28 protein-coding genes and 1 pseudogene are annotated in these 24792 nt (G+C 64.1%); 21 read left to right on the forward strand and 8 right to left on the reverse strand.

The genetic code is table 11. The features are described from left to right. Nucleotides 1–2: 2 nt before the first annotated feature. The 7 genes from P9A16_RS17265 to P9A16_RS17295 all read left to right on the forward strand — a co-directional run bounded on the left by P9A16_RS17265 (nt 3) and on the right by P9A16_RS17295 (nt 6323). A complete protein-coding gene (locus P9A16_RS17265; RefSeq protein WP_112585187.1) occupies nt 3–344 on the forward strand; it encodes a DUF736 domain-containing protein in 342 nt (113 codons plus the stop codon). Then, entirely contained in the window at nt 341–1108 is a 768-nt protein-coding gene (locus P9A16_RS17270) for a lytic transglycosylase domain-containing protein (RefSeq protein WP_112585189.1), read from the forward strand. Before P9A16_RS17265 ends, P9A16_RS17270 begins: the two co-directional genes overlap by 4 nt. Nucleotides 1109–1355: 247 nt before the next feature. Further along, the gene (locus P9A16_RS17275; RefSeq protein ID WP_112585936.1) at nt 1356–3143 is read left to right on the forward strand and encodes a relaxase/mobilization nuclease domain-containing protein; all 1788 of its coding nucleotides are present in this window, start codon (nt 1356–1358) and stop codon (nt 3141–3143) included. A gap of 15 nt (nt 3144–3158) precedes the next feature. Then, on the forward strand, nt 3159–5159 hold the full coding sequence (locus P9A16_RS17280; protein WP_112585191.1) for a conjugal transfer protein TraG: 2001 nt from the start codon (nt 3159–3161) through the stop codon (nt 5157–5159). A gap of 9 nt (nt 5160–5168) precedes the next feature. Next, nucleotides 5169–5594, forward strand: coding sequence for a ribbon-helix-helix protein, CopG family (locus P9A16_RS17285; RefSeq protein WP_112585193.1), 426 nt, complete (start codon nt 5169–5171; stop codon nt 5592–5594). 61 nt (nt 5595–5655) lie between these two features. Beyond that, a complete protein-coding gene (locus P9A16_RS17290; protein ID WP_112585195.1) occupies nt 5656–5916 on the forward strand; it encodes an antitoxin in 261 nt (86 codons plus the stop codon). Next, entirely contained in the window at nt 5913–6323 is a 411-nt protein-coding gene (locus tag P9A16_RS17295; RefSeq protein ID WP_112585197.1) for a type II toxin-antitoxin system VapC family toxin, read from the forward strand. The genes P9A16_RS17290 and P9A16_RS17295 overlap by 4 nt, the downstream gene beginning before the upstream one ends. 46 nt (nt 6324–6369) lie before the next feature. Here P9A16_RS17295 and P9A16_RS17300 read toward each other — a convergent pair whose 3' ends face one another. Both P9A16_RS17300 and P9A16_RS17305 read right to left on the reverse strand, forming a co-directional pair. Next, complete coding sequence (locus P9A16_RS17300) at nt 6370–6768, reverse strand: VanZ family protein (RefSeq protein ID WP_112585199.1); 399 nt, start codon at nt 6766–6768, stop codon at nt 6370–6372. Continuing rightward, nucleotides 6765–7415 carry a glutathione S-transferase family protein gene (locus tag P9A16_RS17305; RefSeq protein WP_112585201.1) on the reverse strand — a complete coding sequence of 217 codons (651 nt, stop codon included), beginning with the start codon at nt 7413–7415 and terminating at the stop codon, nt 6765–6767. The genes P9A16_RS17300 and P9A16_RS17305 overlap by 4 nt, the downstream gene beginning before the upstream one ends. A gap of 355 nt (nt 7416–7770) precedes the next feature. Between P9A16_RS17305 and trbB the strand changes: the two genes are divergently transcribed. From trbB to P9A16_RS17360, 11 genes are read left to right on the forward strand one after another with little or no spacing between them, the layout of a single operon-like run. Then, nucleotides 7771–8769: a P-type conjugative transfer ATPase TrbB gene (trbB, locus tag P9A16_RS17310; RefSeq protein WP_009452107.1), complete on the forward strand. Its 999-nt coding sequence runs from the start codon at nt 7771–7773 to the stop codon at nt 8767–8769. Further along, a complete protein-coding gene (locus tag P9A16_RS17315) occupies nt 8766–9095 on the forward strand; it encodes a TrbC/VirB2 family protein (RefSeq protein WP_009452106.1) in 330 nt (109 codons plus the stop codon). The genes trbB and P9A16_RS17315 overlap by 4 nt, the downstream gene beginning before the upstream one ends. Next, on the forward strand, nt 9095–9376 hold the full coding sequence (locus P9A16_RS17320; protein WP_097136820.1) for a VirB3 family type IV secretion system protein: 282 nt from the start codon (nt 9095–9097) through the stop codon (nt 9374–9376). The genes P9A16_RS17315 and P9A16_RS17320 overlap by 1 nt, the downstream gene beginning before the upstream one ends. A gap of 10 nt (nt 9377–9386) precedes the next feature. Further along, complete coding sequence (gene trbE, locus P9A16_RS17325) at nt 9387–11906, forward strand: conjugal transfer protein TrbE (RefSeq protein ID WP_112585203.1); 2520 nt, start codon at nt 9387–9389, stop codon at nt 11904–11906. Next, entirely contained in the window at nt 11903–12679 is a 777-nt protein-coding gene (gene trbJ, locus P9A16_RS17330; RefSeq protein WP_112585205.1) for a P-type conjugative transfer protein TrbJ, read from the forward strand. Before trbE ends, trbJ begins: the two co-directional genes overlap by 4 nt. 20 nt (nt 12680–12699) lie before the next feature. Then, nucleotides 12700–12987 carry a putative entry exclusion protein TrbK-alt gene (trbK-alt, locus tag P9A16_RS17335; protein ID WP_112585207.1) on the forward strand — a complete coding sequence of 96 codons (288 nt, stop codon included), beginning with the start codon at nt 12700–12702 and terminating at the stop codon, nt 12985–12987. 3 nt (nt 12988–12990) lie between these two features. Continuing rightward, nucleotides 12991–14349 carry a P-type conjugative transfer protein TrbL gene (trbL, locus tag P9A16_RS17340; protein ID WP_097136812.1) on the forward strand — a complete coding sequence of 453 codons (1359 nt, stop codon included), beginning with the start codon at nt 12991–12993 and terminating at the stop codon, nt 14347–14349. Beyond that, nucleotides 14346–15035 (forward strand): conjugal transfer protein TrbF, encoded by a 690-nt coding sequence (trbF, locus tag P9A16_RS17345; protein ID WP_112585209.1) that lies wholly within the window; start codon nt 14346–14348, stop codon nt 15033–15035. Before trbL ends, trbF begins: the two co-directional genes overlap by 4 nt. Further along, nucleotides 15032–16054 (forward strand): P-type conjugative transfer protein TrbG, encoded by a 1023-nt coding sequence (gene trbG, locus P9A16_RS17350; protein ID WP_112585211.1) that lies wholly within the window; start codon nt 15032–15034, stop codon nt 16052–16054. The genes trbF and trbG overlap by 4 nt, the downstream gene beginning before the upstream one ends. Further along, nucleotides 16051–17226 (forward strand): TrbI/VirB10 family protein, encoded by a 1176-nt coding sequence (locus P9A16_RS17355; RefSeq protein ID WP_376749551.1) that lies wholly within the window; start codon nt 16051–16053, stop codon nt 17224–17226. The genes trbG and P9A16_RS17355 overlap by 4 nt, the downstream gene beginning before the upstream one ends. After that, nucleotides 17226–17510: a DUF2274 domain-containing protein gene (locus P9A16_RS17360; protein ID WP_097136805.1), complete on the forward strand. Its 285-nt coding sequence runs from the start codon at nt 17226–17228 to the stop codon at nt 17508–17510. Before P9A16_RS17355 ends, P9A16_RS17360 begins: the two co-directional genes overlap by 1 nt. A gap of 176 nt (nt 17511–17686) precedes the next feature. Here P9A16_RS17360 and P9A16_RS17365 read toward each other — a convergent pair whose 3' ends face one another. Continuing rightward, nucleotides 17687–18175 carry a DUF305 domain-containing protein gene (locus P9A16_RS17365; protein WP_097136803.1) on the reverse strand — a complete coding sequence of 163 codons (489 nt, stop codon included), beginning with the start codon at nt 18173–18175 and terminating at the stop codon, nt 17687–17689. 108 nt (nt 18176–18283) lie between these two features. Next, the gene (locus tag P9A16_RS17370) at nt 18284–18559 is read right to left on the reverse strand and encodes a metal-sensitive transcriptional regulator (protein ID WP_097136800.1); all 276 of its coding nucleotides are present in this window, start codon (nt 18557–18559) and stop codon (nt 18284–18286) included. A gap of 71 nt (nt 18560–18630) precedes the next feature. On the opposite strand from P9A16_RS17370, the pseudogene P9A16_RS17375 reads away from it, so the two are divergent. After that, a pseudogene (locus P9A16_RS17375) lies at nt 18631–19284 on the forward strand (type II glyceraldehyde-3-phosphate dehydrogenase); the annotation flags it as partial. A 31-nt stretch (nt 19285–19315) separates the two neighbouring features. On the opposite strand, the gene cueR reads toward P9A16_RS17375, so the two are convergent. Both cueR and P9A16_RS17385 read right to left on the reverse strand, forming a co-directional pair. Beyond that, complete coding sequence (gene cueR / locus P9A16_RS17380) at nt 19316–19765, reverse strand: Cu(I)-responsive transcriptional regulator (protein WP_112585213.1); 450 nt, start codon at nt 19763–19765, stop codon at nt 19316–19318. Nucleotides 19766–19819: 54 nt separating this feature from the next. Then, nucleotides 19820–22324: a heavy metal translocating P-type ATPase gene (locus P9A16_RS17385; RefSeq protein WP_112585215.1), complete on the reverse strand. Its 2505-nt coding sequence runs from the start codon at nt 22322–22324 to the stop codon at nt 19820–19822. A gap of 161 nt (nt 22325–22485) precedes the next feature. On the opposite strand from P9A16_RS17385, the gene P9A16_RS17390 reads away from it, so the two are divergent. Beyond that, nucleotides 22486–22680 (forward strand): heavy-metal-associated domain-containing protein, encoded by a 195-nt coding sequence (locus P9A16_RS17390; protein WP_077546174.1) that lies wholly within the window; start codon nt 22486–22488, stop codon nt 22678–22680. A gap of 106 nt (nt 22681–22786) precedes the next feature. Further along, a complete protein-coding gene (gene copM / locus P9A16_RS17395; RefSeq protein WP_425598298.1) occupies nt 22787–23101 on the forward strand; it encodes a CopM family metallochaperone in 315 nt (104 codons plus the stop codon). A gap of 70 nt (nt 23102–23171) precedes the next feature. Here copM and P9A16_RS17400 read toward each other — a convergent pair whose 3' ends face one another. Both P9A16_RS17400 and P9A16_RS17405 read right to left on the reverse strand, forming a co-directional pair. Continuing rightward, entirely contained in the window at nt 23172–24104 is a 933-nt protein-coding gene (locus P9A16_RS17400) for a LysR family transcriptional regulator (RefSeq protein WP_112585219.1), read from the reverse strand. Nucleotides 24105–24140: 36 nt separating this feature from the next. Continuing rightward, nucleotides 24141–24599: a DUF2933 domain-containing protein gene (locus tag P9A16_RS17405; RefSeq protein WP_112585221.1), complete on the reverse strand. Its 459-nt coding sequence runs from the start codon at nt 24597–24599 to the stop codon at nt 24141–24143. Between the last annotated feature and the right edge of the window lie 193 nt (nt 24600–24792).

Raw genomic sequence — 24792 nt, forward strand, 5'->3', positions numbered from 1 at the left:
TCATGGCTGATATTGGCAGTTTCACCCGCACGGAAACCGGCTTCACCGGCCGCGTCGAGGCGCTCGGAATCGACGCCCCGCTCACCTTCGTCCCGGCCAAACCTTCGGAGGCCGAGAACGCGCCCGCCTACCGCATCCTGCTCGGCGGCGAAGACGGCCGCGACATCGGGGCGGGCTGGTCGCATGTCGGTGAAAAGGCCGGCGAGTTCGTCTCCGTCGAGATCTACAGCCCGCTGTTCGGTTGGCTGCGCGCCAACCTGTTCCGCGACGGCGACGACGACACCGCCTGGAGCCTGCACACCAACGACCAGAGGACGAAGCGGTCCGAAGGGGCCGACAAGTGACGGTTCAACGTCTTTCCAACGTCGGGCGGTTTCCCGCCGTCCGACACCCGGCGCTCCTCTTTCTCCTTTCCGGCCTCGCTCTCGGCCTCTCGCCAGCGCCTCCGGCTCTGGCAGAGACCGTGCAGGCCGGACGGCCGGAGATCGGTGGTCCCTATGCCGCCAATATTGCCGACGCCGCGCAACGCTTCAGCATCCCGGTTGGCTGGATCGTCGCCGTTCTCGCCGCCGAAAGCAGCGGCGATCCCGTCGCCGTCTCGCCGGCCGGGGCGATGGGGTTGATGCAACTCATGCCCGCCACTTGGGAGGAACAGCGCGCCCTTTACCGGCTCGGCGGCGATCCCTTCCAGCCGCGCGACAATATAGTCGCAGGCACGGCCTATCTGCGCGCGATGTGGGACCGCTACCGCACCATCGGCGGCATGCTCGCGGCCTACAATGCCGGACCCGGCCGCTACGACGAGTATCTCGCGGGTGTTCGGGAGCTACCTCGGGAAACGCGCGAATACGTCGCCACGCTCGTTCCCCTTCTCGGCGGCGAGCCGCTCGCGCCCGGCGCTCTGGCTGGCGCACCGCGCGTCACCGACTGGCGCGATGCTCCGCTCTTCGTCACGGCTCAGGGCGGCTCGGAATCGGCGTTCGGACGGCACGGCGAACGCAGCGGTGGCGCACCTTCGGATGCGCCCGCCGCGTCGCCTGCTTCGCTCGCGCCGGCTCCCGCCGAGGCGCTATTCGTCGCGCGTCCGCCCTCGGGAGGTGCGCCGTGAGCTGGATCGCACGGTTTCGCGCTGTAGCGGAGTGCCGGAAAGGAAAGGAAGGGTCGCGCGCCGGAAGGGGCACGGCGACTGGAATACGGCAAGATAAAAGCGCCTGCGCAAACCACCGTCAAGCCATTGGAATGGCTTGGTGTTTTGCGCATATGGCGGTCGGTCGTGCATACGCATGGGCGATTTTGCAAGCAAAATCAAAGTCACTTCGTATGGGCGGCTTCGCCGTGCCTCGGTGGAGGCGCGCATGAGCGGCGACGACAACGAGTTTCGCATCCGCCCCGGCAAGCCGCGCTCGAGCCGCGCGCCGCGCACCAAGACCTTCATCAACCAGGTGCTGCGCGCCGCCAAGCAGGCGAGCAATGCGCCCGCCAGCGGCTCGGCATCTGGATCGGGGCGCAGAGGCGGCGGCTCGGGCCGCTCGACTTTCGGCCGCGGCCGCAATGTCGTATCGCGTAGCCACCTGCTCGGCTCGCATCGCCGCGTCGTCGCCCAGGTGCGCATCGCGCGCCACCGGGGCCGCGCCTTCCGCTCCGCGCCGATCTCCGCGCACCTCTCCTATCTGAAGCGCGAGGGCGTCAGCCGCGACGGCGAGAAGGGCGTCATGTTCGACGCCGAGACCGACCGCGCCGACGATCTCGCCTTCGCCGATCGCTGCCAGGACGACCGGCACCATTTCCGCTTCATCATCTCCCCGGAAGACGCGGGCGAGATGGAAGACCTGCGCGCCTTCGCCCGCGATCTCGCCAAGCAAATGGAGGCCGACCTTGGCACCCGGCTCGACTGGATCGCTGTCGATCATTGGAACACGGACAATCCGCATGTGCATCTGCTGGTGCGCGGCGTGGACGAGACCGGGGCCGATCTTGTCATCTCGCGCGACTATATCAGCCACGGCCTGCGCGGACGCGCCGAGGAACTGGTCGATGCCGAACTCGGCCCCAAACCGGAACACGAGATCCGCTCCAGCCTCACGCGCGAAGTCGATGCCGAACGCTGGACGCGCCTCGATCGGGAGATCGCACGCCAGGCCAACGAGCTGGGCTATATCGACCTGCGGCCCGAGGCGAAGGGGCCGGACGATCCCGAAATCCGCCGCCTGCTGGTCGCGCGTCTGCGCCATCTCGAAAAGCTCGGCCTCGCCGCCGATGCCGGTGTCAACGAATGGTTCGTCGAGCCAGGAGCGGAGCGAACGCTGCGCGATCTCGGTTCGCGCGGCGACATCATCAAGACCATGCACCGCGCCTTCGCGGGGCTGGGCGAGGAACGCGGCGTTGCCGACTTCACGATCGACGCCACCAAGGACGGCCCGCCTGTCATCGGCCGGCTGGTCGACAAGGGCCTCCATGACGAGCTGACCGGCGAAGCCTATGCCGTGATCGACGGCACGGACGGCCGCGCCCATCATGTCCGGCTGCGCGGCATCGAGGCGTTCGAGCACGCGCCGCCGATCGGCGGCATCGTCGAGGTCCGCCGCTTCGGCGGTCCGGACGATCCCCGGCCCACCATCGTCCTCGCCAACCGATCCGACCTCGATCTCCAGAGCCAGATCACCGCGCCCGGCGCGACCTGGCTCGATCACCGGCTCGTCGAACGTGAGCCCATGCCGCTCGGCGCCAGCGGCTTCGGCCGCGAGGTGAGCGAGGCGATGGACGCGCGGGCCGAGCATCTGGCCGATGAAGGACTCGCCCGGCGCGAGGGCCAGCGGATCGTCCTGCAACGCAATCTGCTGGCGACTCTGCGCCGGCGCGAACTCGACGCCGTGGGCGAGCAGCTCTCGGCCGAGACCGGGCTTGCGCATGTGAAGTCGCAGGCCGGCGAATATGTCGCCGGCACCTATCGCCGCCAGCTCGCGCTTTCCTCCGGCCGCTTCGCCGTGATCGAGGGCTTCGCCCCCGATGGCGGGCGCGGCTTCCAGCTCGTCCCCTGGTCCCGCGAGATCGAACACAAGCTCGGCCAGCACATCTCCGGCGTCGCGCGCGGCGGGGGCGGCATCGACTGGTCGCTCGGTCGCAAGCGTGACCTCAGCCTCTGATGAAAGGAACCTCCCATGTCCGGCACGAAAATCCTCTGGGGCCAGATCAGCATCGTCTTCCTGATCGTGCTCGCCTCGGTCTGGGGCGGCACGCAATGGGTCGCCTTCCGGCTCGGCTTCCAGCCCCAACTCGGGCCGGCGTGGTTCGAGGTCGCCGGCTGGCCTGTCTATTATCCGCCCGCGCTGTTCTGGTGGTGGTATTTCTACGAAGCCTATGCCCCGCGCATCTTCGCCGAGGGCGGCATCATCGCGGCTTCGGGCGGCTTCCTGTCCATCGCCGTCGCCATCACCATGTCGGTAATGCGCGCCCGCGAGGCGTCCGACATCGACACCTACGGTTCGGCACGATGGGCCGAGCGGGCTGAGATCGAGGGCGCCGGCCTGCTCGGCCAGGACGGCGTGGTGCTCGGCCGATACGAGCGCGACTACCTGCGGCACGACGGGCCGGAGCATGTGCTCTGCTTCGCGCCGACGCGGTCGGGCAAAGGCGTCGGGCTCGTGGTGCCGAGTTTGCTGACCTGGCCGGGGAGCTGCATCGTCCACGACATCAAGGGGGAGAACTGGCAGCTCACCGCCGGCTTCAGGGCGAAGCACGGCCGCGTTCTTCTCTTCGATCCGACCAACGTCGCCTCTGCCGCCTACAACCCCTTGCTCGAGGTCCGGCGCGGCGAATGGGAGGTGCGCGACGTCCAGAATATCTCGGACGTGCTGGTCGATCCCGAAGGGAGCCTTGAGAAAAGGTCGCATTGGGAAAAGACCAGCCACTCGCTGCTGGTCGGCGCGATCCTGCATGTGCTCTATGCCGAGCCGGACAAAACCCTGGCGGGCGTTGCCGCGTTCCTCTCCGATCCACGCCGCACGATCGAGGCCACGCTGGACGCCATGATGGCCACGCGGCATCTAGGAGAGGCCGGACCGCACCCTGTCGTGGCGTCGTCGGCGCGCGAGCTGCTCAACAAAAGCGACAATGAGCGTTCGGGCGTGCTGTCTACCGCCATGTCCTTCTTGGGCTTATATCGCGATCCCGTCGTCGCGGCCGTGACGAGCCGCTGCGACTGGCGCATCGCCGACCTGATCGCCGACCCGCAACCCTCGACGCTCTACCTCGTGGTGCCGCCTTCGGACATCTCGCGGACAAAGCCCTTGATCCGCCTCGTGCTGAACCAGATCGGCCGCAGGCTTACGGAAGATCTCCACGCCAAGGACCGCCGGCATCGCGTGCTGTTGCTGCTCGATGAGTTTCCCGCCTTGGGGAGATTGGACTTCTTCGAGTCGTCGTTGGCGTTTCTCGCGGGCTACGGGATCAAATCGTTCCTCATCGCCCAAAGCCTCAATCAGATCGAGAAAGCCTATGGCCAGCACAATAGCGTGCTCGACAATTGCCATGTCAGGGTCAGCTTTGCCACCAACGACGAGAGGACCGCCAAGCGCGTGTCCGACGCCCTTGGCACGGCGACCGAGATGAAGGCGATGCAGAACTATGCCGGGAGCCGCCTGGCGCCGTGGCTGGGACACATCATGGTGTCGCGCTCCGAGACCGCCCGCCAGCTCCTCACCCCCGGCGAGATCATGCAACTCCCCCCGGACGACGAGATCGTCATGGTGGCAGGCACCCCACCGATCCGGGCGAAGAAGGCCCGCTATTTCCTCGACCCCCGCCTCACCGAACGCATCCTGCCGCCGCCCGATCCGGCGAAGATCGCCAAATCGGTGCGGCCCGATGGCTGGTCGGACCTCAAGCCGCTCAAGCCCGACGCCGATCTGGTCGCGGCCGCCGAACGGGGCGAGAAGGGGAAGGAGGACACGGCCAATTCGAGCCTGCGCCGTGAACCCGAACTGCCCGAACATGTCGAGATCGTCCGCGAGAAGAAGGAGCCGACGCCAGAAGACGAGTTCAAGCACCTGCTCGGCGACGATCAGGAAGACAGCGCCCGGCAGCGTCAGGTCATGCGCCGCCAGATGCGCGGTCTCGCCCGGCAAGCGCCCATGGACCCGAATGACGGTATTGATATGTGAGGATCGACCATGCGCGAACGCCTTTGCCTGACCCTTCCGTCCGACCTGCTCGCCAAGCTCAACGACCTCGCGGACCGCCGCAAGCTGTCGCGATCGGCCGTCGCGGAAGCGGCCATTGCTTCCTTCCTGTCACCCGACGCCCAGGACATGCGGGAGGCTGCCTTTACCCGCCGGCTCGACCGCATGTCGCGCCAGACGGCGCGGCTGGAACGCGACATGCGTCTCACCGCCGATACGCTGGCGCTGTTCGTCTGCCACTGGCTGACTGTCACGCCGCCGCTTCCCTCAGAGGCTCACGCGACCGCCCAGGCCAAGGGCAAGGAGCGTTTCGAGGGCTTCGTACAGACCCTCGCCATGCGGCTCCAGCAGGGAAGCAGCTTTCTCAGCGAGATCCCCGATGACATTCCGTCGCGCAGGGAGGAATCCGATGACTGACTGAGCTTGCGGAATCTGTGCCGTGCGCGTATATACTTCGACGTACATACAAGAGGCCGCCATGCCCCATATCGCCAAGATTTTCCAGTCCGGCAACTCGCAGGCCGTCCGGCTCCCGAAGGATTTCCGCTTCGACGTCGAAGAGGTCGAGGTGTCGCGAGAAGGCGACGCCGTGATTCTACGCCCCAGGCCGGATACGACCCGGCGGTGGGCCTCGCTGCACGCCGCCGTCGAGCGCGGCTTCAGCGCCGATTTCATGGCCGAAGGCCGCGACCAGCCGAAAGAACAGGACCGGCCCGAACTCGATCAGGCGTTCCAGTGACCTTCCGCCTGCTCGACACCAATGCAGTGATCTCGCTGGTCGCGCGACGCTCCGAACCGTTGCTGCAACGGGTCGAGACCAGCGAGCCGGGTTCGCTCGCGGTTTCGTCCGTGGTCGCGCACGAACTCTACTTTGGCGCCTATCGCAGCGAGAGGGTCGCCTACAATCTGGAGACCCTTCGGCTCCTCTTCACCGATCTCGCCATCCTCGACTTCGATCGGGAGGATGCCCGAGTGGCGGGCGAGATCCGGGCCGAGCTGAAACGACGCGGAACGCCGATCGGCCCATACGATACGTTGATCGCCGGTCAGGCCAAGGCGCGGGGCCTCACCCTCGTCACCAACAATACCGGCGAGTTTTCGCGAATAGCCGGATTGCGGATCGAGGACTGGACTACAAACCGATAGGCTCAAGGCCCATCGACAGAATGGGTCGCGGGCTTCGGGATTTGCGCTACAAGCGCGAACGAGCTGCGCGCCAGAGGAAAACCGACACGGCTACGGTGATCCAGGCAACGGCAATGCCAACAAGGTTGGGGAAGATGTCGACAACACGGGGATTGTGGCCGATTACCGTGGTCTGAACCAGTTCCCAGCTTACGCCCACGAGAAAAGTCAGTACGACAGCAAGCCACATGCGAGAGTAGCCGGTTGCGAGTACGGCGAGAACGAACAGCATAGCCATCGAGGCTATGTGCGGCACCTTGGTCAGGGCATTGGCGATTGCCTCGAACGTAACCGTGAAGTCCATCTGTGGGGGACGGCGACCATCAGGAGCCCGGTTGGCAGCCCAAATGCTGGCCAATGCGAGGGCCGTAAAAGGCAGGACGCGAAGAATGCTCAGAACTTTCATCGCGACGCAGCCGTGAACACCGCCAATTGGGCGGCAAAAGCGCGCTTGTACGACGGCCGCGCTTCTGCACGGGCGACATAGGCGGAGAGGTTCGGAAATTCCTGCAATATTTCCGACCCCTGCAACCTTTGCAGCACATGCACCATCAGAAGGTCGCCAGCGCTGAAATCGCCGTCGAGCCACTCGCTGTCGTCCAGGCGCGCAGAAAGTTGATTTAACCGTTCGCGAATGCGTTCATCGACCATCTCGAAGCGCTCGCCCTGCCAACTCTTGCCTTCCTCGAAGTTCTCGACGACGTCGCGATCGACGATCGGCGGCTCCACCGTATCGAGCGCAGCGAACATCCACATGATCGCACGCGCCCGCGCATTCGCATCCGCCGGCAGCAGGCCCGGAAAGCGCTCTGCGATATGAAGCACGATCGCGCCGGACTCGAACAGCGTGAGATCACCTTCCTCATAAGTCGGTATCTGCCCGAACGGATTGCGCGCCAAATGCGCGGGCTCCCTGAATGTGCTCCACGGAGCGAGCCGCACCTCGTAAGGCTGGTCCACTTCCTCCAGCGCCCAGCGCACGCGCATGTCCCTCGCCAGTCCCTGGCCGCGATCCGGCGAGCTTTCATCAAAGGCCGTAATCGTAATAGTCATCGCGTTTCCCTCTGTTGTGGCGGGCCGGTTTCCCTGTCTTCACTGTAACGACGAACCATCCAATCCGAATCCGACAAAACACGCGGAAAACTTCCGGCCTCTGATGCGCAGAGGGCGAGCTTCTGTCGGCTCCCATCAAGGGAAACAGTCGGCATTACTACCTCGGGCGATTCGCCTGATGAGCAGGAGTGACCGCCCGAGGCTTCGATCAGGAAGGCACCACCGCCGTTCTCCTGTATTTGCACGCTGCACTACTACTACGACCGAAACTTGTTGAATCGGCCCGTTTTGCCGTTCTTTTAGTCATCCCCATCCGGGGACCGCCTTCGCCCTCCTCCCCGGAAACGGGGACGAGATGGCTGGCCAAAATCGCAAACAGGCAACGATCGAACGTGGCGCGCGCATGCTCCGCACCGCGCTCGGGCCTGCCATCTCGGACCTGTTGCGCGATCCCTCCATCGTCGAGGTGATGCTGAACCCCGACGGGCGCATCTGGGTCGATCGCCTCGCCGGAGGACTGGAAGACACCGGCGAGCGGCTGACCGCAGAGGACGGCGAGCGCATCGTTCGTCTTGTCGCCCATCATGTCGGGGCCGAAGTCCACGCCCGCGCGCCGCGCGTCTCGGCGGAGTTGCCGGAGAGCGGCGAACGGTTCGAGGGCCTCCTTCCTCCCGTTGTCACGTCGCCGACCTTCGCCATCCGCAAGCCGGCGGTCGCGGTATTCACCCTCGACGATTACGTCGCCGCCGGGATCATGGCCGACGCCCAGGCTGCGGCGCTGCGCGAGGCCGTCGCCTCCCGCGCCAATATCTTGGTGGCGGGTGGCACCTCCACCGGCAAGACCACGCTCACCAATGCGCTGCTGGCGGAAGTCGCCAAGACGCAGGACCGCGTGGTCATCATCGAGGACACGCGCGAGCTGCAATGCGCGGCGCCGAACCTCGTCGCAATGCGCACCAAGGACGGAGTGGCGACACTTTCGGATCTCGTCCGATCTTCGCTGCGCCTGCGTCCCGATCGCATCCCGATCGGCGAGGTTCGCGGCGCTGAGGCGCTCGACCTCCTGAAAGCATGGGGAACCGGCCACCCCGGCGGCGTCGGAACGATTCATGCCGGCTCGGCCATCGGCGCGCTGCGCCGTCTCGAGCAGCTCATCCAGGAGGCCGTTGTCACGGTCCCGCGCGCGATGATCGCCGAAACCATCGACCTCGTTGCCGTCCTCTCCGGCCGCGGCTCCGCGCGCCGGCTTGCCGAGCTTGCGCGCGTCGAGGGCCTCGGCGCGGACGGCGATTACCGGCTCGCCCCCGCCTTTCCAGACCCCATCCCCACCGACCAAACAGGAGACCCCGCATGATCCGTCGTGCCTTCCGCGTCCGCCGCCATATCGCAACCGCCGCCGCCTTCACCTGGGTCGCGCTCCTGACCTCGCCGGCACTGGCCTCGGGCTCCTCCATGCCCTGGGAGGCCCCGCTTCAGTCGATCCTCGAATCCATCGAGGGGCCGGTGGCGAAAATCGTGGCCGTCATCATCATCATTGTCACCGGCCTGACGCTGGCCTTCGGCGATACCGGCGGTGGGTTTCGCAGGCTGATCCAGATCGTCTTCGGCATTTCGATCGCCTTCGCCGCCAGCTCCTTCTTCCTGTCGTTCTTCTCGTTCGGCGGCGGGGCGGTGATCTGATGGCGGCGTTCCTCGAACAGCTCGACGCCGTGCCGGGGTTCACCGCCCCGGTTCACCGCGCTCTCAGCGAACCCATCCTGCTGGGTGGTGCGCCGCGTTCCGTGGCGATCCTCAACGGCACCGTGGCCGGGGCCGTGGGGCTCGGTCTCCAACTCTGGCTCGCCGGCATCCTGATCTGGGCGATCGGACATCTCGCAGCCGTCTGGGCGGCGAAGCGCGATCCCCTCTTCGTCGAGGTCGCGCGTCGGCATCTGCGCGTGCCTGGCCACTTGTCTGTGTGAGGACCGCGCCATGATGAACCTCGCAGAATATCGCCGCACCGCTTCGCGCCTTGCCGACTACCTCCCCTGGGTGGCGCTGGTCGGCCAGGGCGTCGTGCTGAACAAGGATGGCAGCTTCCAGCGCAGCGCGAAATTTCGTGGGCCGGATCTCGACTCCGCGGTCGCGGCCGAGCTGGTCGGCGTCGCCGCGCGGCTCAACAATTCCTTCCGCCGCCTCGGCTCCGGCTGGGCGATCTTCGTTGAAGCCCAGCGATCCGAGGCCGCGACCTATCCGAATGACGTCTTTCCCGACGCGGCCTCCGCGCTGGTCGATGCCGAGCGCAAGGCCGACTTCGAGGAGGAGGGCAGCCATTTCGTCTCGGACTACTATCTGACCTTCCTGTGGTTGCCGCCGGCCGAGGACGCCGCCCGCGCCGAAAGCTGGCTCTACGAGGGCCGCGAGACCTCCGGCGTCAATCCCTGGGAACTGGTGCGCGGCTTCGTGGATCGCACCGACCGCGTGCTGGCGCTGCTCGACGGCTTCATGCCCGAGTGCCGTTGGCTCACCGACGGCGAGACGCTGACTTATCTTCATTCGACCGTCTCGACCAAACGGCACCGCGTCCGCGTGCCGGAGACGCCGATCTATCTCGACGCCCTGCTCGCCGATGAGGCGCTCACCGGCGGGCTCGAACCGCGCCTCGGCTCCGCGCATCTGCGCATCCTCACCATCACCGGGTTCCCGAGCGTGACCACGCCCGGCCTGCTCGACGATCTCAACCGGCTCGCCTTCCAATATCGCTGGTCCACCCGCGCCATCCTGCTGGACAAGACGGACGCGACCAAGCTGCTCACGAAAATCCGTCGCCAGTGGTTTGCGAAGCGCAAGAGCATCGCCGCCATTCTGAAAGAGGTGATGACGAACGAGCAATCGGCGCTCGTCGACACCGATGCCGCAAACAAGGCGCTCGATGCCGACATGGCCTTGCAGGAACTCGGCGCGGACGTGGCCGGCATCGCCTATGTCACCGCGACCGTCACGGTCTGGGACGAGGACGCCCGCCGCGCCGACGAGAAGCTGCGGCTGGTCGAGAAGGTCGTCCAGTCCCGCGATTTCAGCGTCATGGTCGAGACGGTCAACGCCGTCGACGCCTGGCTCGGCTCGCTGCCCGGCCATGCTTACGCCAATGTGCGTCAGCCTCCGATCTCGACGCTCAACCTTGCCCACACGGTCCCTTCGTCCGCCGTGTGGGCGGGGCCGGAAAGGGACGATCACTTTGGCGCACCCCCGCTGCTCTATGGCAGGACCGAAGGATCGACCCCTTTCCGGCTCTCCCTTCATGTCGGCGATGTCGGCCACACGCTCATGGTCGGCCCGACCGGCGCCGGCAAGAGCGTGCTGCTGGCGCTCATGGCGCTGCAATTCCGCCGCTATGCGGGATCGCAGATCTTCGCCTTCGATTTCGGCGGCTCCATCAGGGCCGCCACTTTGGCCATGGGTGGCGATTGGCACGACCTCGGCGGCCGGCTGACCGAAAGCGCGGATACTTCGGTCTCGCTCCAGCCGCTCTCCCGCATCGAGCAGACGCAGGACCGCGCTTGGGCGGCGGACTGGATCGTGGCGATCCTCCAGCGCGAAGGCGTCACGATCACCCCTGAAGCCAAGGAGCATATCTGGACGGCGCTGTCCTCGCTCGCTTCGGCCCCGATCGAGGAGCGCACGATCACCGGCCTGTCGGTGCTGCTCCAGTCCAACGACCTCAAGCTCGCCATCCAGCCCTATTGCGTCGGCGGTCCCTATGGACGGCTGCTCGACGCCGAGTCCGAAAACCTCGGCGATGCTTCCGTCGTGGCCTTCGAGACCGAAGGGCTTCTCGACACCGGCGCGGCTCCCGCCGTCCTCGCCTACCTGTTCCACCGGATCGCCGACCGCCTCGACGGACGCCCGACGATGATCGTCATCGACGAGGGCTGGCTGGCGCTCGGTGATCCGGCTTTTTCCAAGCAACTGGCCGAATGGCTGGTCACGCTCAGGAAAAAGAACGCATCCGTCGTTTTCGCCACGCAGTCGCTCGCCCAGCTCGAAAAGAGCACGATCGCGCCTGCAATCATCGAAAGCTGCCCGACCCGGCTGCTCCTGCCCAACGATCGCGCCGTCGAACCGCAGATCACCGCGATCTACAGGCGCTTCGGCCTGAACGACCGGCAGATCGAGATCCTCGCCCGCGCCATCCCCAAGCGGGACTACTACTGCCAGAGCCGGCGGGGAAACCGGCTGTTCGAGCTGGGTCTGTCCGAAGTCGGCCTCGCGCTCTGCGCGGCGTCCTCCAAGTCCGACCAGGCATTGATCGCCGACATCCTAGCCGAACATGGCCGCGGCGGCTTCCTCGCCGCTTGGCTGACGGCGCGCGGCGTCGAATGGGCGGCCGACCTCATTCCCAACCTCACCAACATCGCTGTCGCGCCTGACCGGCAGGCGCCCGCGCCACAGGCGCCGGTCCTCGACCTCACCGATGCCCTTGAACTCGACCCAAAGGAGATCATGCCATGACCCGACACCGCTTCCCCCGTTTCGCCGGCGCTTCCCTGCTTGCACTCACGCTCGCCGCGCCGCTGGCGCTTTCGCCGGCCTTCACCACGCCGGCCCACGCCCTCTTTGGCTTCGGCCGGATCGTTTACGACCCGACCAACCACGCCGAGAATCTTTTGACGGCGGCGCGCACCCTTGAGCAGATCAACAACCAGATCACCTCGCTTCAGAACGAAGCGCAGATGCTCATCAACCAGGCGAAGAACCTCGCGAGCCTGCCCTACAGCTCGCTCCAGGCGCTCCAGCAGAACGTGCAGCGCACCCAGCAGCTTCTCGCCCAGGCGCAGAACATCGCCTTCGACGTGCAGTCGATCGACAGCATGTTCCAGCAGGACTACGGCAATCTCTCCCTCAACGCCACTGACCAGCAGCTCATCGCGGACGCGCGCGGCCGATGGGAAAATACCGTGGGCGGTTTGCAGGACGCGATGCGTGTCCAGGCCGGCGTCGTCGGCAATATCGACACGAACCGCGCCGAGATGTCAGCCCTGGTCGGCGAGAGCCAAGGCGCAACCGGCGCACTTCAGGCGACCCAGGCCGGCAACCAGCTCCTCGCCCTGCAAAGCCAGCAGCTCTCCGACCTCATTGCCGTGATCTCGGCCAACGGCCGGGCGGACGCTCTCTCGGAAGCCGAGCGCACCACGGCCGCCGAGCAGGGCCGCATCCAGCGCGAGCGGTTCCTGACGCCCGGCTCCGGGTATCAGCCCGGCAACGCGCGCATGTTCAACAACTGACGGGCCGAAAGGGGGACATCATGGACGGCAAGGTGCTGGCCCGGATCGCGGCCATCATATTCGTCGCCGTCGCCATCACGGCGGCGATCATCGAAATGACCCGCGAGGAAAAGGCCGGGCCAGCGCCGGCCGCTCCGGGACTCCAGCCAGCGGCCGATCCGCTGCGGCTGGAGCAGCGGCGTTGCCAGGAGATGGGCGAGGCCGCCGCCAATGACGCCACGTGCCTACGCGTCTGGGCCGAGACCCGCGACCGTTTCCTTGGCCGCTCACCCGCGCCGGAAGCTCCGGCCGAAAGCGGGGGGCGGTGAGCCATGGGCGGCACCGGCGTCATTGACAACTTTCTCGGCATCTTCACCAGCTACATCGATTCGGGCTTTGGCCTGCTCGGCGGTGAAGTAGCCTTCATTGCCACCACCTTGATCGTCATCGACGTGACGCTCGCCGCCCTGTTCTGGGCGTGGGGCGCCGACGACGATATCATCGCCCGTCTGGTGAAGAAGACGCTGTTTGTCGGCGTCTTCGCCTACATCATCTCCAACTGGAACAATCTCGCCCGCATCGTCTTCGAGTCGTTTGCTGGCCTCGGCCTGATGGCCTCCGGCACCGGCTTCTCGACCGCCGATCTCCTGCGCCCCGGCCGCGTCGCGCAGACCGGCCTCGATGCCGGCCGCCCGCTGCTTGAATCCATTTCCGACCTCATGGGGTGGATCGCGGTCTTCGAGAACCTCGTGCAGATCCTGTGCCTGTTCTTCGCCTGGGCGCTTGTGATTCTCGCCTTCTTCATTCTGGCGATCCAATTGTTTGTCACTTTGATTGAATTCAAGCTGACCACGCTGGCCGGCTTCGTCCTCATTCCATTCGGGCTCTGGGGCAAGTCCGCCTTCATGGCCGAGCGTGTTCTTGGCAACGTCGTCTCGTCCGGCATCAAGGTGCTGGTCCTCGCGGTCATCATCGGCATCGGCTCGACCTTGTTCGGCCAGTTCACAACCGGCTTCGGCGGCGCAACCCCGACGATCGACGACGCAATGGCCGTCGTTCTTGCCGCTCTCTCCCTTCTCGGACTCGGTATCTTTGGCCCCGGCATTGCGGCCGGCCTCGTCTCCGGCGGCCCGCAGCTTGGTGCCGGCGCTGCCGTCGGCACCGGCCTCGCCGTCGGCGGCGCGGCGATCGCAGCTGGAGGCGCGACCATGCTCGCAGCGCGCGGTGGCGCGGCCGCGCTATCCAGCGGAGCCGCCCTGGCTCGCGGCGGCGCATCGACCGCTGGCGCGGCCTCGACCGCATACACGCTCGCTTCCATGGGCGAATCCGGTGCGTCGGGCGTCGCGGCCGGTCTCGGCGGTGTTGCTCGCGCCGGTGGCGCCGCCGCGGTCTCGCCGCTGAAGCGCGCCGTATCCCGCGCGGCCGACAGCCTCAAGTCCAGCCACACCGGAGGCGTCAAGGGCGGCTTCGAGACGACCGGCGGCACTTCCACCATGGGAACGGTCGGCGGGGGAGCCTCACCGGCCCCGGCAAGCGCACCCGCTGCCGACGGCCCGCCCGCCTGGGCGCAGCGCATGCGCCGCAGCCAGGCCCTCAGCCACGGCGTCACGGCCGCCGCCCATGCAGTCCGCTCCGGTGACAGCCACGGCGGCGGCTCCTCTATCAGCCTTTCCGAAAGCGACCGCACATGAATCTGTTCAAACGACCCACCACCCATTTCGGCAAGACGCCGGAACCCGTCACGCCCTATCAGAAGGCCGCCCAGGTCTGGGACGAGCGCATAGGGTCCGCCCGCGTGCAGGCGCGCAACTGGCGCTTCATGGCCTTCGGCTGCCTTTTCCTCTCCGCCGGATTCGCCTCGGCGCTGGTCTGGCAATCTGCGCGCGGCACCGTCGTCCCCTGGGTGGTCGAGATCGACCGCCATGGCGAGTCCCGCGCTGTCGAGCCCGCCGTCGCCGACTATCGCCCGACCGACCCGCAAGTGGCCTGGCACTTGGCCAGATTCATCGAACAGGTCCGGGGGCTGCCCTCCGATCCGATTGTTCTGCGGCAGGCGTGGCTGCGCGCCTACGAGTTCACCACGGACCGGGGCGCCGTGGCGCTCAACGAATACGCGCGGTCAAATGATCCTTTCACCCGTGTCGGCAAAGAGCAGGTTTCGGTCGAGGTCTCCAGCGTGATCCGGGCATCGCCGGACTCGTTCCGCGTGGCTTGGACGGAACAGCACTACGAGAACGGTCAGCTCTCCCGCACCGAACGCTGGACCGCGATCCTCACCATTTTCCTTCAGCAGCCGCGCACCGCGGAGCGCCTGCGCGCCAATCCCCTCGGAATTTATGTGAACGCGATCTCATGGTCGCGGGAGATGAGCCAATGATCCGCAATCCCCACAAAACCGGACTCACGGCTTTCCGTAAATCCGTCTCGGCGGCTTTGCTGGCCACCACGATGCTCGCCGGCTGCGCCACCAACCGCACGCCGCAGTTCAGTTACGATGCCGACGTGCCGGCGCTTCCAGTCGTCCGGACGGCCGTGACCGACAGCACGCCCCGGCCGCTACACACGCCGCCAGGCTGGACCGTCGCACGCGGCGGCACGGCTGCCACCACCCCGGAGGGCCGTGTTGCTAACGCCAATGCGGCAGCTCGCGTCGAGCCGCGCCGGGAGGGTTACTATAACGCGATCCAGATCTATCCCTGGTCGGAAGGTGCGCTGTTTCAGGTCTATGCCGCCGTCGGCCAGATCACGACCATTGCGCTCGAACCCGGCGAAAGCCTGACCGGCGCCGGTCCGATCGCGGCGGGCGATACGACAAGGTGGATTATCGGCGACACCGAAAGCGGCTCCGGCACGACGCGCCGCGTCCATGTGCTCGTCAAGCCGACCCGCGCCGGCATTTCGACCAACCTCGTTATCACCACCGATCGCCGCACCTACCTCGTCGAGCTGCGCGCGAACGAAGAGACGTGGATGCCGGCAGTCGCCTGGGCCTATCCCGCGCCTCCGGCGAGCCAGCGCGTCACCGCGCCGGCCACGCCGATCATACCGGCCGAATCCGCCCGCAATTATCGCTACGGTCTCACCGGCGGCAATCCGCCCTGGCGCCCGATTACCGTCTTCGACGACGGCCGCCGCGTTTACGTGGTGTTCCCGCGCGGCATCGTCCAGGGCGAGATGCCGCCGCTGTTCGTCATCGGTTCGGGCGGCGAACCGGAGATCGTCAACAGCCGCATCCACCAGAACGTGCTCATCGTCGATCGGCTGTTCGGCGCGGCCGAGCTGCGTCTTGGCTCGGGCAAGCAGCAAGAGACCGTCCGCATCGTGCGCGTCCAGCCCGGACAAACCGCCGCGGCCGCTTCCGGCCGAACCACCAAGATCGTGGGAGCGCCGTCATGAGCGGGAATGATGACCGGAAGGAGGAAGGGATTGAACCGGCCGGAGCGGCAGGGCAAACGGCAGGGTCTATGCGCCTGCGCGCCGACGCGCCGCGCGTTACGCGCATTTCGCGCAAAGTTCTGATGGGCGCTGGCCTGGTCGCCGGCATTGGCATCGGCGGAGCGTTGATCTACGCGCTTCAGGTCGTCGAACGCGGCGGCAATCCCGAGGAGCTGATTTCGACCGATCGCCGTCAGACGGCGGACGGATTGCAGGGTTTGCCCGGCAGCTACGGTGACGTGCCGGTCCTCGGCCCGCCATTGCCGGGCGATCTCGGTGGACCCGTGCTGCGCGCCCGCGAGGAAGGTCAGCCGATCCCGGCTACCCCCATGCCGGTTCCCGCAACCGACCCCGAGGAGCAGCGCCGCCTCGCCGAGATGGAAGCCGCCCGCACCAGCGAGATATTCTTCCAGATCAGGGCGGGCCAGACCACGGCCTCGCCCTCGATCCCCACGGTTCCCAGCATGGCCGGGCTGACGGGCGCCGGTGCGCAGGATCGGCACACGGCCTTCCTCAACGCCGAGGTGGACCGCCGCACCGTCGCGCCGGATCGCGTCATGGCGCCGGCGTCGCCCTATATTCTTCAGGCCGGCGCAGTGATCCCGGCCGCGCTGATAACCGGCATCCGTTCGGATCTGCCCGGACAGATCACCGCCCAGGTAACGCAGAACGTCTATGACAGCCCGACGGGCGCGCTCCTCCTCATTCCGCAGGGAAGCCGCCTGATCGGCGAATACGATGCAGGCGTGACGTTCGGGCAGCGCCGCGTCCTCTTGGTGTGGAATCGTCTCATTCTTCCAAACGGCCGCTCGATCGTGCTGGAGCGCCAGCGTGGCGCCGATGCATCGGGCTATGCCGGTCTTGAAGACGGCGTCGACTACCACTGGTGGGACCTGATGAAGGCCGCGGGCCTCTCGACGCTTCTCGCCGTCGGCGCGGAGTTGGCGACAAGCGATGAAGATCGTCTGATCCGCGCCATCCGCGACGGAGCGCAGGATACGGTGAACCAGGCTGGGCAGCAGATCGTGCAGCGCCAATTGCAGGTCGCCCCCACGCTGACCATCCGACCAGGCTTCCCGGTCAGGGTCATCGTTGCCCGCGACCTTGTCCTCGAACCTTACGGAGCCCACTGATGAGCAATCTCAAGCTCGGCCCGCTGCCCAAGCTCGGCATTGTGCGCATAACCGTGCCAATGCCAGAGCCGCTGAAAGAAGAACTCGACCTCTATGCCGCCGAATACGGTCGCCTCTATGGCGAGGTCGATGCTGCCACGCTGATTCCGCATATGCTGGAAGCATTCCTACGCTCGGATCGCGGTTGGCGCAGCCGCAAATCGAAGCTCGGCGGGAAGAGCCGCGTGGCGGCTTCGGCCCGGCCCGAGGGAGGTGCTAAGCCAAACTTGACCGAAAGTGAATAGCGATCGAGAAGCATCCCCGGCCTTCCTTCGCTCAACTCGGAAAGCAGAGCGCCGCCAAAGGCCGCATGGCGGAGACTGCACCGCAACTTAGGGGAATCTCATCCGGCGCGGCCAACAGGTGGCAAACATTGGCAGACCCGGGCGAGCGGCAAAGTCTCCAATCTTCGAGTTACGAGCTATAGACGCTGCCTAATTTGCTCCATTTGCTGAATCTCCTCGCGTTGCGCCTTTGTGATCGACTCGCACAAAGTTTTCAGTTCGGCATCGCGAAGGTCCGCTTCCCGACACATCAGGATTGCTCCCGAATGGTGGGGAATCATCGAGTCGACGAATTGCCGATCGTCGATCAGCGCCTGACTCCGCGTGGCCCAGAACGAACCGGCGGTTAGCAAAACGAAAAGGAGGTAGAGTACTATATTCACGCTGCGGTGGCGAAACATGCCGGGCATTGTTGCCAGCATGAAGATACCCATTGGAGCCCACATGGTGATGGCCATGTAGAACATATTGAAGTTGTTGCGAAAATCACCCCAACCGTCGATCATCGAGAACATCACGACATACATAACGATGAGACCCAGGATCATATTGATCCAAAACATGAGATATGGTCGGCCGTGGGAACCATCGGAGTGACCGCCATGCGCTTGATGGATTTCTGACATCGGTGTCTCCTTTTGCATGTATAGTACCGGGGTACGCTCAATCACTTTGACGTTGTCATGCGATATGGCCCGGCGTGCTTACTCCGAACCCGTAAATCGCTTGCACGCCTAGAGCTTGGCCTTCGCGAAAACGTCGACCAATTCATCAAACTTTCGTCGCTGAACCTCCGCATTGCCCGAGATGATCGCTTCTTCAACGCAACAAGCCGCATGGGCCTTCAGCACTTGAGTTTCGACCTTCGAGAGAGCGGCTTTTACTGCATGAAGCTGATGAAGGATTTCGATGCAATAGCGCTCATCCTCCACCATCTGACCGACGCCGCGGACCTGTCCGGCAATTCGGTTAAGAGAGGTCAGAATACTGCTCCTGTCTTTGTCGCACATGCCAATACCCCTACATGGTATGGGTACTGAACTCTTGAAACGCTGGTCGGTTCCAAAGGGCGTGCAACTTCTCCTTTGCCGCGCAAAACTCCTTCGCCAGTGCGGTCGGACGTGATGCGACCCGTGTCGTGTCGTGCAACACCATGTCTATCGTCCGAACGCTGACCGCTCTGAAGCGCGCTCAAGGCACCTTGCTGAGACGGGCAACGGACCCTTGGGAAAGCCACCTTGGCGGCATAATGAATACGCTCGTTCCCGAGCCCGAGATACCTAGCCATCAGGGTCCAGATGCCCAGAAAGTCGACCCGGATCTGGATGTCGTGACCATGGCCGTGAAGGTGCCGGAGACAATTGCACATCTGCACTACTGGTCGGTGCAGCTCACGCGAAATGCGGAGAAGGAGGAAGTCCTTGACGCATTCCGCGCGTCGTCCCGGATAGCTCTAGTACGAACGGCCGACGGCCTCACCGCTATCAACACGATCAAGGAACTGATGGCTGACCTCGATAGGCCGTTCGGCAACCTATATGAAGTCGCGCTATGGGAGGACATGCTGCGCACCGAGCGGGATGAGCTCTTCTACGCCTACATGGTGGACAATCAAGCGATCGTTATTCCTGATACGATCGACGCCATTCGCGCATTGTCTGGCCTGACACAGAATGCCGAGTTTTCCATTGCACGGACCAACACCGCCCTCGGCGTCACGCAACGGTTCTATTAACCCGCAAGCGAGTGCCGCCCAAAAGCGGCACTCATTCGGAAATGCCCGCGACTGCGCCTTTGCGCGGCCTAATCGACACATCCTCGTCCTCCTCATCGGTCTCCAGGCGCGTGAGAATTGGACAGTGAGGGCGATGGTCGCCACGGCAGGCGTTGACCAACATCTTCAGTGTTTGTGCCATTTCCTGCAAGGCTTGGATCTTTCTCTCAAGTTCCGCGATATGACCCTCGGCCAACCGCTTGACCTCCGCACTCTGGCGCGACTCGTCCCGCCACAGTTCCAGAAGTCCGTTGATCTCAGCGACGGAGAAGCCAAGGTCGCGTGCGCGACGGATGAAACGCAGCATATGCACGTCTGTATCTGAGTAGTCCCGATAGCCGGACCCTGTACGATCTGCCCGTGGTATCAAGCCGGTCTGCTCGTAGTAGCGGATCATCTTGGCCGAAACGCCGGATGCTCTGGATGCTTGTCCAATGTTCATGAGCGATTTCCCTTCGTAGTGGACGCCGTCCTTGGCAGGCGGCGTCACCCTTCATTAATGAGCAGCCCGAAAGCGACGAAGCCGCAGGGCATTGCCCAGCACGAACACACTCGACAAGGCCATCGCGCCCGCCGCGAACACGGGCGAGAGAAGGATACCGAATCCGGGGAAAAGCGCGCCCGCCGCCACAGGGATGAGCGCCGTATTGTAAGCGAATGCCCAGAATAGGTTCTGTCGAATGTTGCCGATGGTCGCCTTCGACAACGCTATCGCGTTGGGCACGCCTTGCAGGCTGCCTGACATCAGCACGACGTCGGCGGCTTCGATTGCTATGTCCGTGCCCGTCCCAATGGCGAGACCTACATCCGCCTCCGCCAAGGCCGGGGCGTCGTTGATTCCGTCGCCGACGAAGGCCACCTTGCCATATTGTTCCTTGAGACGGCGAACCGCATCAACCTTGCCGTCCGGCAACACCTCCGCCGCCACGTCATCGATCCCGAGTTGAGCGGCGATGGCCTTGGCGGTGCGCATGTTGTCCCCGGTGATCATCGCAACCTTCAGCCCAAGATCGTGCAACGCCTTGATTGCGGCGGGCGTGGTTTCCTTGATCGGGTCGGCCACTGCGATGATCGCCGCGATCTTTCCCTCTATCGCAGCATAGAGCGGCGACTTGCCCTCGTTACCGAGACGTTCGGCCGTCTCGCTAAACTGCGCAACGTCATGACCGAGGTCGAGCATGTATCGATCAGCGCCGATTTCGACGCGCCGACCCTCGACCAAAGCTTTCACACCGAAGCCTGTTACCGATTCAAAGTCAGACACCGCCGGCATCCGAACGCCTTCCGCAGCGGCCGCATCCACGATCGCCCGCGCGATTGGATGTTCCGATTTCGCCTCGACAGCAGCCACCGTACCCAGAACCTCGGGTCGGTCGAAGCCTGCGGCAAGTTCCAGATCGGTCAAGGCCGGCTTTCCTTCGGTTAGCGTACCCGTCTTGTCCACGGCGACCACACTGGCGTCTTTCAGCAACTGGAGCGCCTCGCCTTTGCGAAAGAGGACCCCCAGCTCCGCACCGCGGCCTGTGCCGACCATAATGGACGTCGGCGTAGCCAGACCCATGGCGCAGGGGCAGGCGATGATCAGGACGGCGACAGCGTTGACCAGCGCGAAGGTGAGGGCGGGCGACGGCCCGAAATACAGCCAGGAAGCAAAAGTGAACGCCGCTACCACAAAGACCGCTGGCACAAACCACATGGTTACCTTGTCGACCAGCGCCTGGATGGGAAGTTTGGAACCCTGTGCCTCCTCCACCATACGGATGATCTGCGACAGAACCGTATCCCCGCCGACCGCCGTCGCCCGGAAAGCGAAGGCGCCCTTCTGGTTGACAGTGCCGCCCACGACCACGCTACCGATCGCCTTCGAGACCGGAACAGGTTCTCCGGTGATCATCGACTCATCGACATAGCTGTCACCTTCGACCACTTCACCATCGACGGGAATGCGTTCGCCGGGGCGAACCTCAACGATGTCGTCGGAAATCACCGAACCGATCGGCAGGTCGACCGTCTTGCCATCCCTGCGAACCCGCGCAGTCTTTGCCTGAAGGCCGACCAGCCGCTTGATCGCCTCGGACGTGCGCCCTTTGGCACGGGCTTCCAGCAAGCGGCCAAGCAGGATGAGAGTGACTATGACTGCCGCAGCTTCGAAATAAACGTTGATCGTTCCAGGCGGGAGGAAGCCCGGTGCGAAGGTTGCAACCAAGGAGTAGCCGTAGGCAGCAAGCGAACCGACCGCCACCAATGAATTCATGTCGGGCGCCATCCGCCAGAGGGCTGGAAGTCCCTTGTCATAGAAACGAATGCCCGGAACGAAGAGCACGAGGGTCGTCAGCACGAACTGGATGTACCAGCTCCATTGCATGCCGATTGTCGATTCGATCAATGCATGACCGCCTGGGATGACATGGGATCCCATTTCCATGAGAAAGACTGGAGCTGTAAGCGCCGCAGCCATCGTGAAATCACGGGCCAGCTCGCGCCGCTCCGCTTCCTTTCTCTCCGCTTGCTCGGCATTTGCATCCTCGTGGTCAGGGCCGGCATTTGCACGCACCACCTCGGCCTCGTAGCCGGCATCTGCGATGGCGGCGATCAACTCAGCCATGTTGGCGCCGCCGCGCACCGTGGCCCGTTCCGTGGCCAGATTGACCGCTGCCTCGGTAACCCCTGAAACAGCTTTCAAGGCGCGCTCGACCCGCCCGACACACGACGCGCATGTCATGCCTTGGATCGACAGCTCTACGAGGCCGGTCGGCCCTGCGGCCTGGGACGGCACCGAATAGCCAACCTTCTCGATCGCCTCGATCAGAATTGCCTTGTCAACATATGATCTGGTGGTGACATTCGCGCGTTCCGTAGCCAGATTGACCGATGCGGCCTCGACACCGGGAACAGCCTTCAGGGCTCGTTCGACTCGGCCAACGCACGACGCGCAGGTCATGCCCTCTATCGGCAGCGATACAGCTTCAGACATCTCATTGGTGCGGACGGGGGCATTCATCGCCTCTTCCTTTCTTATTCGAAGAATCAAATTCTGGAGGAGGATCAGGCTTCCAACGATAGGAAGGTCAATAGAAAAAATCCTAGCATGTGCCCCTTGACCTTACCATCGTTGGAAGGACCATCTTGTTCAGCATGAGAGCCGAACAAAGGAGATTTCTCATGCTGCTCAAGATCGAAAACATGACCTGCGGGGGCTGCGCAAGGTCGGTGACAAAGGCGATCCAGTCCGTCGACCCGAACGCTACGGTCAAGCCGGACCCCGCCGCTCGCACGGTCAAGGTCGAGACGGCGGCAACCGTCGCCGATATCGAGCGCGTTCTGGAAGAAGCCGGCTATCCTGCGGTCGCAACCTGATGAGGATGAAACGATGAACAGGCTAACCCCGATTTTCATAGGTGGCGCAATCGCCATCAGCGTGGGCCTGGCACTCGCTCAAACCCAGATGGAAAACAATGGCGCTATGCAGGGGCACAATATGCCCGGCATGAACATGCAGGGCATGGACATGTCCGCCGCGGACGAACCCTCGACCAAGGCTTACATGGCCGTCATGGAAAGCATGCAGAAGAACATGCTGATGGACTATTCAGGCGATGCCGATGTCGACTTCATGCGCGGCATGGTTCCCCATCATCAGGGCGCTATCGACATGGCAAAGGTCGTTCTCGAGTACGGTCGCGCCCCTGAGGTCCGCAAGCTCGCAGAAGACGTGATCAAAGCCCAGGAAGGCGAGATCGCCATGATGAAGAAGTGGCTCGCCGATCGTGGCAAATAACGCCGGTCGGGCGGCTTCTTGAGCCGCCCGACCAATCCCTGCATCTTACACAGGCTCAGGAGAGGGCGCGCTATTGCGCGTTTGACCCTGTCGAGCCCGGAGACCACGACGTTGCCATAGAACGCGCCATGCTAAGCAACCTTCGGAAGGCCGGGTTGTCATTACGTGGAGACCATACGGCGCTAAATGGCAAGATTTCCCCGAGAATCGCCCGATAGCACACGCCGGGGAACTGAGCCGCAGTCATCGCCTCGCTAACGACCGTCAATCCGCGGCCCAGAGCCACGAGTGGGAGCAGGTTCTCTCGTCCGACAAAATGGACGGTGATCTCAGGGTGCTGACCCAGACCAGCCAAGCGCTGAACCAGGTAGTCGTGAATTTCTTGGCCGGGGGCCACGTCGTTCACGACGAAAGTTTCGTCAACAAGGTCGGTCCAATCGACCTCGTCGCGCCCGGCTAACGAATGATCTTCCGGTAGAACCGCAAAGACGCGCTCAGACCAAAAATACGAGGTGTCGCAATCAGACCAGAGGCGGGTGCCGGTAAGGAAGGCGACGTCAAGAGAAAACTGGCGGATCGCCGCCACATGCTCTGAATGATTGCCATCGATGAGTTCAACCTGAACCCTCGGATGCGCGCGATGATATGCACGCAATAGTTCTGCAAGAAACCCCGAGGCAATCGATGAGAATATTCCGATCCTCACGAAGCCGTCTTCAGAACGCCCTATGGCAGCAATATCTTCGGCTCCGTCGTCGACGTTTCTGAGAATTTGTCTTGCCCGCCCAAGGAACCGTTGCCCTGCATGGGTCAGCGAAATCCCCCAGGTGTGCCGGTGAAACAGCGAGGCGCCGATTTGATCCTCAAGGTCAGCAATACATCGACTGACCGCTGATTGCGATAGCCCGATGGCCGCCCCGGCTTTGCGGAAGCTGCCATGCTCGGCCACGACCACGAAGGTGTTAAGGTGACGCAGCTCTATTGCAGGTGGTCGCCTAGCCATGACAGCAGCCTCCTACGAGGCGCTAGGCCGTTAAATTCAGGAGATGCCAAATCCAACGGCTCGCGCCACTGTTCGGGTCCAAGCTGTCCGATACCCGCGTCGATCACCCTCGCCCCTCGTTCGCTCGTATCCGTGCAGCGACGAGCCGCGCAGCGAGTAACGGGTTTCGGATCTGGCATGTCGCGATTCGAAGTGCCGTTGGTCATGCTTCGCTCTCGCTACCTGAAGCTGATCCATTGGAGGCCAGCGGCTGTCTTGGTCGGCACGCCTTTCGTGATGATTATGTCCATATGCGCCATGCTTCCGATGCATAAAGATATGGAGTACCGGACAACTCAAAATGAGAAGCCAAGGCAACCAGCCCAGAGTGTGAGCACGACGCTCCGTGATCAGGTAAAAGGCGGCGATAGCGCGAAAGCCGTAGAGGGCGGCGCTGCTCGCTGTAAGCTTTGAACGGCGAGCGTTACCGCGTTTGCCTATCTGAGTTCTGGTCATATTGCTCCTCCAGTATCGCGCGTGGGCTCGGTAGGTGCATGGTTTGCGCCACCGCCCGTAAGCCGACCGCGAGGCAACTGTTGTTGAGATAGCAATGCCCGTCTGGCGGAGTCTTTAATCTCGATTAAGGTGTCGGGAACGACGAGGCTACCCTGCGCGGTTCGCCAAAAGGCCAGCCTGGACGGGTCCGGTT

Origin of the sequence: Shinella sp. 838 (assembly GCF_029623935.1) — a bacterium.
GTDB lineage: Bacteria > Pseudomonadota > Alphaproteobacteria > Rhizobiales > Rhizobiaceae > Shinella.